The 14,866-nt window shown below is 72.7% G+C and carries 15 protein-coding genes; 8 read left to right on the forward strand and 7 right to left on the reverse strand.

What is annotated here, in order from left to right:
• Window positions 1-289: 289 nt before the first annotated feature.
• On the forward strand, window positions 290-1,267 hold the full coding sequence (locus FHL80_RS00150) for an AAA family ATPase (RefSeq protein WP_138731466.1): 978 nt from the start codon (window positions 290-292) through the stop codon (window positions 1,265-1,267).
• Window positions 1,268-1,272: 5 nt separating this feature from the next.
• Here FHL80_RS00150 and FHL80_RS00155 read toward each other — a convergent pair whose 3' ends face one another.
• Window positions 1,273-1,725 carry a VOC family protein gene (locus FHL80_RS00155; RefSeq protein ID WP_216870290.1) on the reverse strand — a complete coding sequence of 151 codons (453 nt, stop codon included), beginning with the start codon at window positions 1,723-1,725 and terminating at the stop codon, window positions 1,273-1,275.
• A gap of 133 nt (window positions 1,726-1,858) precedes the next feature.
• On the opposite strand from FHL80_RS00155, the gene uvrA reads away from it, so the two are divergent.
• A complete protein-coding gene (uvrA, locus tag FHL80_RS00160; protein ID WP_138731467.1) occupies window positions 1,859-4,336 on the forward strand; it encodes an excinuclease ABC subunit UvrA in 2,478 nt (825 codons plus the stop codon).
• Window positions 4,337-4,358: 22 nt separating this feature from the next.
• Here uvrA and FHL80_RS00165 read toward each other — a convergent pair whose 3' ends face one another.
• On the reverse strand, window positions 4,359-4,955 hold the full coding sequence (locus tag FHL80_RS00165) for a maleylpyruvate isomerase family mycothiol-dependent enzyme (RefSeq protein ID WP_138731468.1): 597 nt from the start codon (window positions 4,953-4,955) through the stop codon (window positions 4,359-4,361).
• Between the two features lie 83 nt (window positions 4,956-5,038).
• Window positions 5,039-5,932 carry a DNA polymerase beta superfamily protein gene (locus FHL80_RS00170; protein ID WP_216870291.1) on the reverse strand — a complete coding sequence of 298 codons (894 nt, stop codon included), beginning with the start codon at window positions 5,930-5,932 and terminating at the stop codon, window positions 5,039-5,041.
• Between the two features lie 59 nt (window positions 5,933-5,991).
• Here FHL80_RS00170 and FHL80_RS00175 point away from each other — a divergent pair, with 59 nt between their 5' ends.
• Entirely contained in the window at window positions 5,992-7,377 is a 1,386-nt protein-coding gene (locus FHL80_RS00175; protein ID WP_138731469.1) for a CCA tRNA nucleotidyltransferase, read from the forward strand.
• 11 nt (window positions 7,378-7,388) lie between these two features.
• Here FHL80_RS00175 and FHL80_RS00180 read toward each other — a convergent pair whose 3' ends face one another.
• Together FHL80_RS00180 and FHL80_RS00185 are read right to left on the reverse strand one after the other, a co-directional pair.
• Window positions 7,389-7,592: a hypothetical protein gene (locus FHL80_RS00180; protein ID WP_138731470.1), complete on the reverse strand. Its 204-nt coding sequence runs from the start codon at window positions 7,590-7,592 to the stop codon at window positions 7,389-7,391.
• 40 nt (window positions 7,593-7,632) lie between these two features.
• Entirely contained in the window at window positions 7,633-7,848 is a 216-nt protein-coding gene (locus tag FHL80_RS00185) for a hypothetical protein (RefSeq protein ID WP_216870292.1), read from the reverse strand.
• 105 nt (window positions 7,849-7,953) lie between these two features.
• Between FHL80_RS00185 and FHL80_RS00190 the strand changes: the two genes are divergently transcribed.
• The gene (locus FHL80_RS00190; protein WP_138731471.1) at window positions 7,954-8,553 is read left to right on the forward strand and encodes a dihydrofolate reductase family protein; all 600 of its coding nucleotides are present in this window, start codon (window positions 7,954-7,956) and stop codon (window positions 8,551-8,553) included.
• Window positions 8,554-8,567: 14 nt separating this feature from the next.
• Here FHL80_RS00190 and FHL80_RS00195 read toward each other — a convergent pair whose 3' ends face one another.
• Window positions 8,568-9,410: a phosphotransferase gene (locus FHL80_RS00195; protein WP_246078353.1), complete on the reverse strand. Its 843-nt coding sequence runs from the start codon at window positions 9,408-9,410 to the stop codon at window positions 8,568-8,570.
• Window positions 9,407-10,357 carry a sugar-binding transcriptional regulator gene (locus FHL80_RS00200; protein WP_138731472.1) on the reverse strand — a complete coding sequence of 317 codons (951 nt, stop codon included), beginning with the start codon at window positions 10,355-10,357 and terminating at the stop codon, window positions 9,407-9,409. The genes FHL80_RS00195 and FHL80_RS00200 overlap by 4 nt, the downstream gene beginning before the upstream one ends.
• A 152-nt stretch (window positions 10,358-10,509) precedes the next feature.
• Here FHL80_RS00200 and FHL80_RS00205 point away from each other — a divergent pair, with 152 nt between their 5' ends.
• The 4 genes from FHL80_RS00205 to FHL80_RS00220 are packed head-to-tail and all read left to right on the forward strand — an operon-like array spanning window position 10,510 to window position 14,828.
• Window positions 10,510-11,904, forward strand: coding sequence for an ABC transporter substrate-binding protein (locus tag FHL80_RS00205; RefSeq protein WP_138731473.1), 1,395 nt, complete (start codon window positions 10,510-10,512; stop codon window positions 11,902-11,904).
• Between the two features lie 37 nt (window positions 11,905-11,941).
• Entirely contained in the window at window positions 11,942-12,928 is a 987-nt protein-coding gene (locus tag FHL80_RS00210; protein WP_138731474.1) for a carbohydrate ABC transporter permease, read from the forward strand.
• Complete coding sequence (locus FHL80_RS00215) at window positions 12,925-13,818, forward strand: carbohydrate ABC transporter permease (protein WP_216870293.1); 894 nt, start codon at window positions 12,925-12,927, stop codon at window positions 13,816-13,818. The genes FHL80_RS00210 and FHL80_RS00215 overlap by 4 nt, the downstream gene beginning before the upstream one ends.
• Window positions 13,815-14,828: an NAD(P)-dependent alcohol dehydrogenase gene (locus FHL80_RS00220; protein ID WP_138731475.1), complete on the forward strand. Its 1,014-nt coding sequence runs from the start codon at window positions 13,815-13,817 to the stop codon at window positions 14,826-14,828. Before FHL80_RS00215 ends, FHL80_RS00220 begins: the two co-directional genes overlap by 4 nt.
• The last annotated feature ends 38 nt before the right edge of the window (window positions 14,829-14,866 follow it).

A 14,866-nucleotide genomic window follows, 5' to 3' on the forward strand; every position in this document is an offset into this window, starting at 1 on the left:
CCCAACGTTGTCCAACGTCATAATTGCTGGTCAGCGCCAGTTTTCGTAAGCTGCCAATATCGACCAACTAGGTCAAGATCAAATCGCAGGGTTGTAGGTCCAAGTCCCATCGGGGGAGCGAGCCAAGCCAGACCAACATGTCGCTGGCAGGGCTTTCTCTTGCCTTCCTCACAGGCAGTCCGAGCTACTCGGCACCCGTGGCCGGAGCTGTTCTGAGGGCCGTCCGCCGCTGCCGCTGGGCAGCAGCGCACGACGGGCTCGCCGTCCCGCGGGCGCTTACGCTCCCGGCATGGCGTCCAACCGCAAGCCACTGGACGACCTCCGTGAGACCGTCGGCCGGCTGAGCGATCAACTCCCGCGATCCGGTCTGCGTGGCGTGGACGACCTGGTGAGCGACCTCTTCGGCGGCCGCCCCGGCCCGGCCCGGCCGCTCGCGGTGATCCAGGCCGAACTCGACGGGCTCATCGGGCTGGAGGCGGTCAAGGAGCAGGTGCAGGCGCTCGTCGCCTTCCTCCAGGTGCAGGCGCGACGCAAGGCGCACGGTCTGCCTGAGGCGGCGACGTCCCAGCACCTCGTGTTCCTCGGCAACCCAGGCACGGGCAAGACCACGGTGGCGCGGCTCCTGGCGGAGATGTACCGGGCGGTCGGCCTGCTGTCGAAGGGTCACCTGGTGGAGGTAGACCGCGCCGCCCTGGTTGGGCAGTACGTCGGTGCGACCGCGATCAAGACCGACCGCGTGATCCGCCGGGCACTCGACGGCGTCTTGTTCATCGACGAGGCGTACTCGCTGTCCCCGGAGGGCGACGGGCGGCCGGACTTCGGGCCCGAGGCGGTCGAGGTCCTGCTCAAGCGCATGGAGGACCACCGCCACCGCCTCGTGGTGATCGTGGCCGGCTATCCCCGGCTGATGGAGCAGTTCCTGCTCTCCAACCCCGGCCTCCGCTCGCGCTTCGCCCGCGAGATCAAGTTCCCCGACTACTCGACGGATGAACTCGAAGCGATCTTCGCCGGCATCGTGGCCCAGCACGAGTACGTGCTGGCGCCCGGCGCCGAGGTGACGCTCCGCCGCACCCTCGGCGGCCTCACCTCGGACCAGGAGTCCGGCAACGCGCGCTTCGTTCGCACGCTGTTCGAGCAGGCGCTCAACCGCCAGGCGTTGCGGCTGACCCGCGACAAGGGCCGGAGCGTTGATGCGCTCGACCGTGCCGAGGTCACGACGCTCACCGCGAGCGACATCGCCGAGGCCGCTCACGCGCTGGGTGAGTAGCGTGCTCAGGCCGGCGCGGCCGCGGACTCCTCGGACGCCGGGCTCGTCATGGCCGGGTCCACCCACATGACCTGCCAGCCGTGGCCGTCGAGGTCGAAGAAGCTGCGCGTGACCATGAAGCCGAGGTCCTCCAGGCCGTCGGCCTCGACGGCGCCGGCAGCCAGCGCGGCGTCGGCGACCCGGTCGACGTCCTCCCGGGTGGGCACGCTGAAGCAGTAGAGCGCCAGCGCGTGCGTCCGGGGGTCACCCGTCGGCAGCTTCGACAGCTCGGCGAACTGCTCGCGGCTGCCCAGCATGACGGTGGCCTGCTCGCCGACCAGCATGCAGGCGGCTCCCTCGCCGGAGAAGCCTTCGTCGAATCCGAACCCGAGCGCGGCGAAGAACGCCCGGCTGCGCTGGACGTCGGCCACGGGCATGGTCACGAAGAACGCGCGGCCGGGGTGTGCGGGGGTGGTCACGGTCGGTCTCCCGTCGGTGGTGTGAGTGGGTACGCCGGCAAGGACCAGCCCTGCCGGCGGAACTCATCGGTGCCGACCCGGCGCAGGGCTACCCGCCGACGCCGTTGCGCGGAGCGCCGGTCAGGCTGAGGGCATGATCGACGAGGCGGACCCCTACGTCCGAGTCCGGGGCGCGCGCGAGCACAACCTGCGCAACGTCGACGTCGGGGTGCCGCGGGACGCCCTGGTGGTCTTCACCGGCGTCTCCGGTTCCGGGAAGTCCTCGCTGGCCTTCGGCACCATCTACGCCGAGGCGCAACGCCGGTACCTCGAGTCGGTGGCCCCCTACGCCCGGCGGCTCATCCAGCAGGTCGGTGCACCGGTCGTCGACGAAATCAGCGGTCTGCCGCCGGCGGTCGCGCTCCAGCAGAGCCGGGGCGCCCCCAGCAGCCGGTCCACCGTCGGCACCGTGACCACGCTGTCCAACTCGCTGCGGATGCTGTTCTCCCGCGCCGGCAGCTACCCGGACGGTGCCGAGCGGCTCGACTCCGACGCCTTCTCGCCCAACACGGCCGCCGGCGCCTGCCCGGAGTGCTCGGGCCTCGGCCGGGTCCACCTGGTCACCGAGGACACCCTGGTCCCCGACCCGTCGCTGAGCATCCGGGACGGCGCGATCGCCGCCTGGCCGGGCGCCTGGTACGGCAAGAACCTGCGCGACATCCTGGTCGAGCTGGGTCACGACATCGACCGTCCCTGGCGCGACCTCCCGCAGGAGCAGCGCGACTGGATCCTGTTCACCGACGAGCAGCCCGAGGTCACCGTCCACCCCGTACGCGGGCCCGGCCAGGTGCAGCGGGACTACCAGGGCAGGTACACCGGCGCCCGGGCCTACGTGCTGCACACCCTGGCCAACTCCAAGAGCCCGACCATGCGCCAGCGGGTGCTCCGGTTCGTGCAGACCTCCACCTGCCCGGTGTGCTCCGGCAGCCGGCTGCGGCCCGAGTCGCTGGCCGTCACCTTCGCCGGCAAGGACATCGCCGAGCTGGCGGGCCTGCCGCTCACCTCGCTGGTCGAGACGCTCCGGGAGGCAGCGCAGACGGCGGCGTCGGCGGGCTCGAGGGAGTCGACCGACGTCGCGGTGCGCATCGCCGCTGACCTCGTGGCCCGCATCGAGGTGCTGACCGGCCTGGGCCTGGGCTACCTCAGCCTGGACCGGACGACGCCGACCCTCTCCCCGGGCGAGCTGCAGCGGCTGCGGATCGCCACCCAGCTGCGGTCCGGGCTCTTCGGCGTCGTGTACGTCCTGGACGAGCCGTCGGCGGGGCTGCACCCGGCGGACGCCGAACCGCTGCTCGACGTCCTCGACCGGCTCCGGGCCGCGGGCAACTCGCTGTTCGTGATCGAGCACGACATGGCCCTGGCCCGCCGGGCCGACTGGCTCGTCGACGTCGGGCCGCACGCGGGGGAGCGGGGCGGCCGGGTGCTCTACAGCGGGCCGGTCGCCGGCCTGGCCGAGGTCGAGGAGTCGGTGACCCGGCGCTTCCTCTTCGACCGCGAGCGCCCGGTCGACCGCACGCGCCGTCAGCCCACCGGGCACCTGCGGCTGCACGGCATCGACCGGCACAACCTCCGGGACGTCGACGTGCACCTGCCGCTCGGCGTCTTCACCGCCGTCACCGGCGTCTCGGGATCCGGGAAGTCGACGCTGGTCAGCCAGGTGCTCACCGATGTCGTCACCGAGTGGCTCGGCACCCCGAAGACCGACGAGCCCGCGGACGACGAGGCCGACGACGACGCCACCGACGTCCCCGCCACCGACGTGCGCGCCGAGGGACTGGAGGCCGTCGACCGCCTGGTCCGCGTCGACCAGAAGGCGATCGGCCGCACCCCGCGCTCCAACCTGGCCACCTACACCGGTCTCTTCGACGCGGTCCGCAAGGTCTTCGCCGAGACCGAGGAGGCCCGTGCCCGCGGCTACACCGCCGGCCGGTTCTCCTTCAACGTGGCCGAGGGCCGCTGCCCCACCTGCCAGGGCGAGGGCTTCGTCACCGTGGAGCTGCTCTTCCTGCCCGGCACCTACTCGCCCTGCCCGACCTGCTCCGGTGCGCGCTACGACCCGGAGACGCTGGAGGTCACCTACCGCGGCAAGAACATCGCCGAGGTGCTCGACCTGACCGTCGAGGGAGCCGCGGAGTTCCTGGCCGAGCTGCCGGCGGTGGCGAACAGCCTGCGCGTGCTGCAGGAGGTTGGCCTGGGCTACCTGCGGCTGGGGCAGCCGGCGACGGAGCTGTCCGGCGGCGAGGCGCAGCGGGTCAAGCTGGCCAGCGAGCTGCAACGGGCGCGACGCGGGCACACGCTCTACGTCCTCGACGAGCCGACCACCGGACTGCACCCCGCCGACGTGGAGCTGCTGATGCGCCAGCTCCACCAGCTCGTCGACGCCGGCAACACCGTCGTGGTGGTCGAGCACGACATGGACGTCGTCGCCGGCGCCGACTGGGTCATCGACCTGGGCCCGGGAGCCGGGGACCACGGTGGGCGGATCGTGGCGGTTGGCACCCCCGAGCAGGTCGCGACGGTGGCCGAGAGCCAGACGGCCCGATTCCTGGTCTCCCGGCTGCCGGCGTCCTGAGCCGGCCACGCTCGGACGTGGCTCAACGGCGGGGCAGGGTCCGGCCGTCGGGCAGGGCGCGGCCGCCCAGGAGCGCCGCGAGCCGGCCGCTGTCGGCGCGCACGGTGTTCCCCTCGCCCCAGCTCCAGTCGGTGTCGGCGGCCTCCAGGCGGACGCCGGTCAGGTCGATGCCGAACCAGGCGCCCTCGGCCGCGGTGAGCTGGTCGAGGACGGCGACCACGGCGTTCCCCGGCACGACCGCCGGCCGGTGGAGCGCGACGGTGATGTCCAGGGAGTGGATGAGGGCGTGGGTGAGCGCCCCGACGGCGCCGCCACCCGGCGGCTGCCAGGCGTGCAGCGCGGGGGAGCGCAGCGCCTCGAGCTGGTCGGCCAGCGGCAGGGAGGCGTCGCGTGCGGCCACGGTGTTCGACAGCACGCCGAAGTCCCCGCCCGCCGCGGCCATCTCCGCGCCGAACGTCTCAGGCGTCAACCGGACCGGCATCGCCACGTGCGCGACCACGTGCCGGACCTGCCACCCCTGGCACAGCGACGGGGCGTCCCAGGTCTCCGCGGGCGCGGATTCGAGCAGGTCGGCGAGGCCGTCGAAGGTCGGTGCCACCCAGGACTGCAGGTCGGTCATGGTCGGGTACCCCTCGTCGTCGGCCGGCGCGGTCGGCGCGGCCTGTGGAAGCTACCGGTCAGGACCGCGGTCATCGGCGTGGTTCATCGGGACTCCCAGAAGGCCAGGTAGGACCGGTGCAGCCAGGCGTCGACCCAGCCGCGGTCCGGCTCGGCGGGCACAGCCGGGCTCTCGCGCAGCCGGATGAGCCGTTGCTCGGCGTCGTCGATCGCGGTGACGACCTCGGCCAGCGGGACCTCACCGCGGCGGATCGAGCGCAGGTACGTCCGGTCGGGCTCGGGCACCGGCAGCGTGATCCGACCCGTGCTGAGCAGCTCGGTGCCCTGCACCCCCAGGCGGAGGGCGTGCATCGCGAACTTCGTGTCGTAGCCGTGCTCGGCCACCAGCTCCGGCCGGTTGGTGTGCGCGCCGGAGCGCCCGGTCATCGCGTCGCGCTGCGCGGACAGGTAGCCGATGAACCGGTCGGCCGCCAGCCGCGAGACGAACCGGGAGGCGTTCCCGACGAGCTCCGCACCGGCCTCGTCCCGGTGGACGACGTCGGCGTCGGGCACGAACAGCAGCAGCAGGACGGTCGGGTTGCCCGCCAGCGCCAGTCGCGCCCACGTGCGCGCGGAGTAGACGACGACGTCCAGGTCGCCGGCGCCCGACCGGTTGGCCAGCCCGCCGGGGGAGTCCCACACGGTGTGCCGCTGGTACTGCTCGAACTCGACCGTGGCCTCGGCACCGACGCCTGCCGGCACCCGCGCGACACCGGTGACGTACTCGGGCGGCTCGAGGCAGATGCCCATCTCGTCCCGGTCGTCCTGCCCGGCGATCGACGTGCCGTGCACCCCGGAGCCGACCTGGGCACGCAGTATGGTGCCCTGCTCGGCGATGCGTCGGGCCTGCTCGGAGGCGTGCGGATGGGCGAAGCCGGCCGGCAGTGCCCGGGAGCCGAGCACGAGGGGCACCGGGCTGGCAGCGGGTCGGGCGGTCACGGGGTCAGGTTGCCATCGCACCGGGTCCTTGGCAGCGAGTTGATCGAGGGTGAGGGGACGTGCCGGAGGACGGAGTCGGCCTGGTGCAGCTCAGTGGTGCCGCCACGACCGTCCTCGAGGCGATCCGCTCGGCGGGTGGGCGGCCGTACCTGGTCGGCGGCTGTGTCCGGGATGCCCTGCTCGCCCCCGGGCGTCGGCCGAAGGACGTCGACATCGAGGTGTTCGGTCTCGAGCTCGACCGGGTGGCCGCCGCGTTGCGGCGGGTCGGTCCGGTCGACGAGGTCGGCCGCTCGTTCGCGGTGCTCAAGGTCCGTCGCGACGGCGAGGACTTCGACGTCTCCGTGCCGCGCACCGGCGGCGGGGACGACCCGAGCGTAGCTGCGAGCCGCCGCGACTACACGGTCAACGCGCTCATGTTCGACCCGACGACCGAGGTCGTCCTCGACGCCGTCGGCGGTCTGGCCGACCTGCGCGCCGGCGTGCTGCGGCACAGCGGTCCGTCCTTCGGCGAGGACCCGCTGCGGGTGCTGCGGGGCGCCCAGTTGGCTGCGCGCTTCGGCTTCCGGCTGGCGCCCGAGACGGCGCTGCTGTGCCGCAGCCTCGCGCCCGCCTTCGTCGACCTCCCGGGAGAACGCATCTGGGAGGAGTGGCGCAAGATCGGCGAGAAGGGGCGGCACGTCAGCGCCGCGGTGGCGGTGCTGGGTGAGTCGGGCTGGTTGGCCCACCTCCCGCAACTGGCCCGCCTGGCCGGGGTGCCGCAGGACCCCCGCTGGCACCCCGAGGGCGACGTGCTGACCCACTCCGGCCTCGCTGCCGACGCCGCGGCGGTGCTGGCCGACGAGGCCGGGCTGACCGGCGACGACCGCACGGTCGTCGTCCTCGGCGCGCTGCTGCACGACGTGGGCAAGGCGGCGTACACCCAGGTCCGTGCCGACGGGCGGATCACGTCCCACGGTCACGCCGACGGCGGGGTGGCTCCTGCCCGGGAGCTGCTCACCTCGATCGGTGCGCCGTCCGCCGTCATCGGCCGGATCACGCCGATCATCCGGGAGCACATGACCGCGGTGACCGTGGAGGGCCGGCCCAGTGCCGCGGCGGTCCGCCGGCTCGCTCGCCGCCTCGCGCCGGCCGCGATGGCCGAGTGGTCGCTGGTCTGCGGCGCCGACCACGCCGGCCGCGGCTCGGGCTCCGGCCCCAACCCGACCACCGGGTGGCTCGCCGTCGCGGAGGAGTCGGGCGTGGACCGCGGGCCGTCCCGGCTGCTCTTGCGCGGCGACGACCTCATCGCGCTCGGGCACGCTCCCGGACCGCAGTACCGCGCGGTCATGAGCGCCGCCCTCGCCGCCCAGGACGACGGCGAGTTCACCGACCACGCCGGTGCGGTCGCCTGGCTGTCCCGGATCGCCGCCGAGGGGCGGCTGGCGCGCTACCTCGCGGAGGGGTAGGGAGTGCCCGGCTACCGGGTGCGCTGCTGCCTGCGGGCGATCACCACGAGGGCGCCGATGACGACGACCAGGGGCACCCACGACGGCAGCCCGAACGGCCCGAGCAGCAGTGCCGCCACGAACAGCACGAGCCGGAAGCCCAGCCAGAGGGCGACCGCGAACACGGCCCAGAACAGCCAGGGCCGCTCGTACTGCAGCCGGCGCAAGTAGTCCATGACCCCATCCTCCCCGATGTGCGTGCCGCGACCGACACGGTCACCGGACACATCGGCAGCGGGGCCGGACAACGGGAGGTGGACGGTCAGGCACGCAGGGGCCTGCGCCGGCCGAGCCGCCCCAGACGTCCACCACCGGCTCGCCGTCCACGAACACCGCGACCGAGGCGCCCGCGTCCCCCTCGTCCAGCAGGCCGGCCAGCACGGTCGGCACGGCGGTGAACAGCTCGTCGTAGGAGCCCTGGAGATCGGCCATGCCCCGGACCAACGCCCCTGACCAGTGGAGGGCAGACGAATCCGACCGACGACTTCCGGCGACCGGACCGGTCCCAGGGAAGAGGTGCGACCGAGGAAGGACCCGATGGGCACGGTCATCGCGTCGGCGTCGATGTCGCTGGACGGCTACATCGCCAAGGACGACAACACGATCGGCCGGTTGTTCGACTGGCTGCAGAACGGGGAGGTGGAGATCCCGACCGCATCGCCCGGGATCACCTTCCACCTGAGCCCGCAGAGCGCCGAGTACTGGCGTCGGTGGACGTCCGAGCTCGGTGCGATCGTCTGCGGCCGGACGTTGTTCGACGTCACCGACGGGTGGGGCGGGCGGCACACCATGGACGCGCCGGTCGTGGTCGTCACCCACCACGTCCCCACCGAGTGGGTCGACGCCCATCCGGACGCGCCCTTCTCGTTCGTCACCGCCGGCGTCGAGGCGGCCGTCGCGCGGGCACAGGAGCTCGCCGGCGACCGGCTCGTCGCGGTCACCGCCGGGACGATCGCCCGGCAGTGCCTGGAACGGGGGTTGCTCGACGAGGTGGCCGTCGACCTGGTCCCGGTCGTCATGGGGAGGGGGCGCCCGTTCTTCGGTGAGCTCACCCAGGAGGACGTGCCGCTCGGTGATCCGACGGTCTGCGTCCAGGGCGACCGGGTCACGCACCTGGTGTTCCCCGTGGTCCGCTGAGCCGCGCCGGGCGGTCAGCGCAGCGCCGCGGCGAGGACGTCGGCGGCCTCGTCGTACCAGGCACGGACCTGCTCGGCCCGGGTTCCGGCGCCGGCGGCGAGGTACTCGGAGAACCCGGCGTGGCCGTCGGCGGCCGCCGTCCCGATGACGTCGTAGCACCACTCGTGGTTCTCCCGGACGGCGGCGACCAGCCGGCGCCGGTCGGCGTCGCCCAGCCCGTAGCTGTCCACGAACAGCCGCAGGCGCCTGAGCACCTGGCCCCGGCGAGCGTCGTCGATGTGGCGGTCGGGGCGCAGCGGGGTCCACAGCCGAGCGGCGCAGGCGACGTCCCAGACCCGGGAGCCGGGGCTCGCCAGGTCGAAGTCGATCAGCGCGACCGCGCGCTGGCCGCGGAAGACGACGTTGTCCAGGTTGACGTCGTTGTGGCTGACCAGCCCACCCGCGAAGGGTGGAGGGGGTGAGGCCGGCCAGGCGTGCGGCCCGGGGTCGAAGCTGCTGACCGCCCGGTGGTAGTCGCGGAGCAGGTGGGCCACGCTGGTCAGTGCGTCGTCGGTCAGCGCCCAGGCCGGGTACGGCGGCGTGACCGCGGTGCCCCGCACGTAGGAGAGGACCTCGCGCCCCTCGTCGTCCACCCCGAGGTACCGCGGCGCCCCGTCGAACCCCACCGCCGCCAGGTGGTCGAGCAGGGCGGAGGTGGCCGGGCTGGTGGGGCGCAGCGGCCGGCGCACGGTGTCCCCGATCCGGACGACCCGACCGCGGTTCGCGGTCCCGCCGACGAGCAGGACCGGGGATTTCCTCCGCTCGAGCACCGTCGCCTCCAGGCTCTCGTCCGGCCGCGTCCCCGCGAGGACCGTCACGGCTCGTCGAGGACGGCCCTCGCCAGGGTGCTGTGGGTCACGATGCCCGACACCAGGCCGCTGCGGAGGGCGGCGCGCACGGCGGGCGCCTTCCGGGTGCCGTACGGGACGACCACGAGTTCCGGGATGGCCTGCATCTGCTCAGCGCTGAGCGCGATCATCCGCTCGGCCAGCTCGGTCGGCACCGGGGTGCCGTCGCCGGCGACGAACACCCCGGAGATGTCGGCGCACACCCCGAGCTCCCGCAGCTGGCGGCGGTCGTCGTCCGAGGCGGTGTCGTACAGCGTCGACTGGCCGGCCTCCCAGAGCCCCACCCCGGCGACGGCCTTGGTGACCGACGGCAGCTGGTCGAAGGCCCGCGCGATCTCCGGTTGCTGCCGCAGCGCCCGCGCGGTCGCGGCGTCCGGCAGTGTGAGCGGCGCGTAGAACAGGTGCGCGGCCCCGCCCGATCGCCGGGCGACCTCCCGGACGACGTCGACCGACGTGTCGGGGCCCTCGGGCATCGAGAGGGCGCCGGAGAGCTGGACGACGGGTGTCCCCGGCAGCGCGGGGAGAGCCCGGGCCATCGCGCTCACCGCCCGCGCCCAGGCCAGTCCCAGCACGTCCTGCGGGGTGATGATCTCGGCGAGCAGGCGCGCCGCGGCCCGGCCGACGTGCCCGCGCAGGGAGGCGGCGTCGTCGTCCGGCACGTCGATGACGACCGCGTGCTGCAGCCCGAACCGGTCCCGCAGCCGTGCCGACAGGTCGACGTCGATCTCGCCCGGGTGCCGGATCTCGATGCGCACCAGCCCGCTCTCCCGGGCGTCGTCGAGCAGCCGCGCCACCTTGAACCGGCTCATGCCGAACTCCTGGGCGATCTCGACCTTCGACCGACCGTCGAGGTAGTAGCGGCGCGCCACCGAGGCGGTCAGCACGACCTGGGCAGGGCCGCGGAACTGGTCGGCCATCACTCTCACACTCCGCTCATCCGAGCACGACGGGCCTCATCCTCTCAGGTGTCTTGACGCATGAAGCCGGACGAAAGAGACTCACGTCACACAGATGAGGGACAGGCTGCTCATGTGAGCGGCGTCCCTGTGGCCTGTCCGGGGAGAGGTCCATGCCTGCAGCCGAACTCCGTCGTACCCGCCCGCGCACCGGGGGGAGGAGGACGGTCCCGGTCCTCGCGCTCACCGCGGCCCTGACGATGAGCGGGTGCGCCGGCTGGGGCGGCGGACCCGGCGGTGGGGGACCGGACACGATCAACGTGCTCATGGTCAACAACCCGCAGATGATCGACCTGCAGAAGCTGACCGCCGCGAACTTCACCGCCGAGACCGGCATCAACGTCAACTTCACCGTCCTGCCGGAGAACGACGTGCGGGACAAGATCAGCCAGGAGTTCTCCAGCCAGGCCGGCCAGTACGACATCGCCACGGTGAGCAACTTCGAGATCCCGATCTACGCCCGCAGCAAGTGGATCGCCCCGCTGGACGACTACGTCGCCGCCGACCAGGAGTTCGACCAGGCCGACATCCTCGGGCCGCTCACGGCGTCCCTGTCCGGCGACGACGGGAAGCTCTACGGCGAGCCGTTCTACGGCGAGTCCTCCTTCCTCATGTACCGCAAGGACGTGCTGGACGGCGCCGGCATCCAGATGCCGGCCAAGCCGACGTGGCAGGAGGTCGCGGACATCGCGGCGAAGGTCGACGGGATCCAGCCGGGGATGGCCGGGATCTGCCTGCGCGGCCAGCCCGGCTGGGGGCAGGTGTTCGCGCCGCTGACCACGGTGGTCAACACCTTCGGTGGCACCTGGTTCACCGAGGACTGGCAGGCGCAGGTCGATGCACCGGAGTTCCGCAAGGCCACCCAGTTCTACGTCGACCTCGTCCGTGACCACGGCGAGGTCGGCGCCCCCCAGGCCGGCTTCACCGAGTGCTTGAACAACCTCATCCAGGGCAACGCCGCCATGTGGTATGACGCCACGTCGGCCGCCGGGTCGCTCGAGTCCGCGGACTCCCCGGTGAAGGGGAAGATGGGCTACGTCGCCGCGCCGGTGGTCGAGACCGCGAGCTCGGGCTGGCTGTACGCCTGGTCGTGGGGCATCCAGCAGGCGAGCGCCAAGAAGGACGACGCCTGGAAGTTCATCTCCTGGGCCTCCAGCCAGCGGTACGAGGAACTGGTCGGGCAGGAGCTGGGCTGGTCGCGGGTCCCGGCCGGCAAGCGCGCGTCCACGTACACGAACCCCGACTACCTGGCCGAGGCCTCGGCGTTCGCCGAGCCCACGCTGGCCGCCATCCAGGCCGCGGACCCGAACAACCCGGGTGTCCAGCCCCGGCCGGCGCCCGGGATCCAGTTCGTCGACGTCCCCGAGTTCCCCGACCTGGGCACGCAGGTGTCCCAGGACGTCAGCTCGGCGATCGCGGGCCGGATGACCGTGGACGAAGCGCTGGAACGGGGACAGCAGCTGGCCGACGACGTGGCGCAGCGGTACCGCGACCGGGAGGCCAAGTGACCGGGCGGGCAGCACCAGAGCAGAGGAAGGCGGCGCGATGAGCACCACCCTGGAGACCAGCCGCGGACGCGGTGAGCCGCCGGCACCCCCGCCGCCCCCGCCGCCCTCGCAACCGCCGAGCGGAGCACTCCGCCGGTCCGCCGACTGGGCCCGCCGGGCACCGCTGCTCCCGGCGCTGGTCTTCACGATCATCGTGACCCAGCTGCCGTTCGTGGTGACGCTGATCGTCTCGTTCATGGACTGGAACGCCTACTACCCCGACGAGCGCGGCTTCGCCGGGCTGAGCAACTACGCGAGCGTGCTGACCGATGTCAACATGCGCCGCGCGATCTGGGTGACGGTCGTCCTCACGGTGGTCGTCGTCCTGGTCAGCCTGCTGCTGGGGATGGGCATCGCGCTGCTGCTGGACCGGAAGTTCGCCGGCCGCGGCGTGGTGCGGACCATGATGATCACGCCGTTCCTCATCGTCCCGGTGGCCGCGGCGCTGCTCTGGAAGCACGCCCTGTTCAACCCCGAGTACGGCCTGCTCAACGGCACGCTGACCTGGATCTGGTCGCTGTTCGGCTCGGACAACCCGCCGCAGCCGGACTGGATCACCCAGGCGCCGCTGATCTCGGTGGAGATCGCGCTCATCTGGCAGTGGACGCCGTTCATGATGCTGATCCTGCTGGCGGGCCTGCAGAGCCGGCCGCTGGACGTCATCGAGGCCGCGCGCATCGACGGCGCCAGCACCTGGCAGATCTTCCGGTACATGACCTTCCCGCACCTGCGCCGCTACCTGGAGCTGGGTGGCCTGCTCGGTTCGATCTACATCGTGCAGAACTTCGACGCGGTCTTCACGATCACCTCGGGCGGGCTGGGCACGGCGAACCTCCCGTACGTGATCTACCAGACCTTCTACCAGGCGCACGACTACGGCCGGGCGTCCGCGGCGGGCGTCGTCGTCGTGATCGCCACCATCGCCATCGCCACCCTGGCGCTGCGCACGGTGTCCACGCTGTTCCAGGAGGAGAACGCGCGATGAGCTCTCTCACCGACGTGGGCCCGGTGGCCGCCACCCGCACCGACCAGGGCGAGGAGCGGGCCCCCCGCAAGCCGCGCAGCGGTGCGCTGCTCGGGGTGGCCGCGTGGCTGATCGGCTTCCTCTTCGTGGTGCCGGTGCTGTGGATGATCCTCACGTCGTTCCACAGCGAGGAGGACGCCGCCACCAACCCACCCTCGCTCGCCGCGCCGCTGACCCTGAGCGGCTACAAGGAGTTCTTCGGCGTGGGCACCGGGGCCAACCCGTGGCCCTCGCTGCTGAACTCGCTGACGGCCAGCGTCGTCTCGACGATCATCGTGCTGCTGCTGGCCATCCCGGCCGCCTACGCGCTGTCGATCAAGCCGGTGCGCAAGTGGACCGACGTCATGTTCTTCTTCCTGTCCACCCGGATGCTGCCGATCGTGGCCGGGCTGCTGCCCATCTACCTGTTCGCCCAGTGGAGCGGCCTGCTGGACAACATCTGGCTGCTCATCGTCCTGTACACGGCGATGAACCTGCCGATCGCGGTCTGGATGATGCGGTCCTTCCTGGCCGAGGTCCCGGTCGAGATCCTCGAGGCCGCGTCGATGGACGGCGCCGGTCTGATCCTCACGCTGCGCCGGGTGGTGGCGCCCATCGTGCTGCCGGGCATGGCCGCGACCTCGCTGATCTGCTTCATCTTCAGCTGGAACGAGCTGCTGCTCGCCCGGACCCTGACCGGGACCCGGGCAGGGACCGCCCCGGTGTACCTCACCGGCTTCGTCACCAGCCAGGGCCTGTTCCTGGCCCAGGTCTGCGCCGCGGCGTTCGCGGTGTCGCTGCCGGTGCTCATCGCCGGCTTCGCCGCCCAGGACAAGCTGGTGCAGGGCCTCTCCCTCGGCGCGGTCAAGTGAGGGTCTCGGTCCTGCGGGGCGTCGGGGACGTCGCGCTCGTCGAGCGGCCGGAGCCCGAGCCGGGCCCCGGGGAGGTCGTCGTCCGGGTGGCCTCGGTCGGGGTGTGCGGCTCGGACGTGCACTACTACGAGCACGGGCGGATCGGGCAGCACGTGGTGGAGTCCCCGCTGGTGCTCGGCCACGAGGCGGCGGGTGAGGTGACCGCGGTCGGCGCCGGGGTGACGTCGCCGGCCGTCGGCCAGCGGGTGTCGATCGAGCCCGGTGTGCCGGACCTGACCTGCGAGCAGTGCCTGGCCGGCCGGTACAACCTCTGCCCGGCCATGCGCTTCTACGCCACCCCACCGATCGACGGCGCCTTCGCCGAGTACGTGGTGGTGCACGCAGCCTTCGCCCACCCGGTGCCCGACACCGTCAGCGACGACGCAGCCGCGCTGCTGGAACCGCTGTCGGTGGGCATCTGGGCCTGCCGCAAGGGCCGGGTGAGCGCCGGCTCCCGGGTGCTGGTCACCGGGGCCGGGCCGATCGGGCTGGTCAGCGTCCAGGCCGCCCGGGCCTTCGGCGCCACCGACATCGTGGTGTCCGACGTCAACCCCGCCCGGCTGGAGCTCGCCCGGGAGCTCGGCGCCACCGAGGTCGTCGACGCGCGGACGACGGGCCTGGAGGACCTGCCCCGGGCGCCCGGGGTGCTGCTGGAGTGCTCCGGTCACCCGGCGGCCACCGTGGCCGGCATCCGCGCGCTGGCCCCGGCCGGCCGCGCCGTCCTGGTCGGGATGGGCGGCGACGAGCTGCAGCTGCCGCTGTCGGTGGTCCAGGACCGCGAGCTGGAGGTCACCGGCGTCTTCCGCTACGCCGGCACCTGGCCGACGGCGATCGACCTCGTCGCCGCCGGGCGGATCGACCTGGACCGGCTGGTCACCGGGAGCTACGCACTGGCCGAGGCGGAGGACGCGCTGACCGCGGGCCGGCGGGACCCGCAGTCGGTGAAGGTCGTCGTCCACCCGCAGACCTGAGAAGCCCCGCCCCACCCACGCACGAAGCGAGGAGAGCA

It is taken from the genome of Modestobacter excelsi (genome assembly GCF_005930495.1).
GTDB lineage: Bacteria > Actinomycetota > Actinomycetes > Mycobacteriales > Geodermatophilaceae > Modestobacter > Modestobacter excelsi.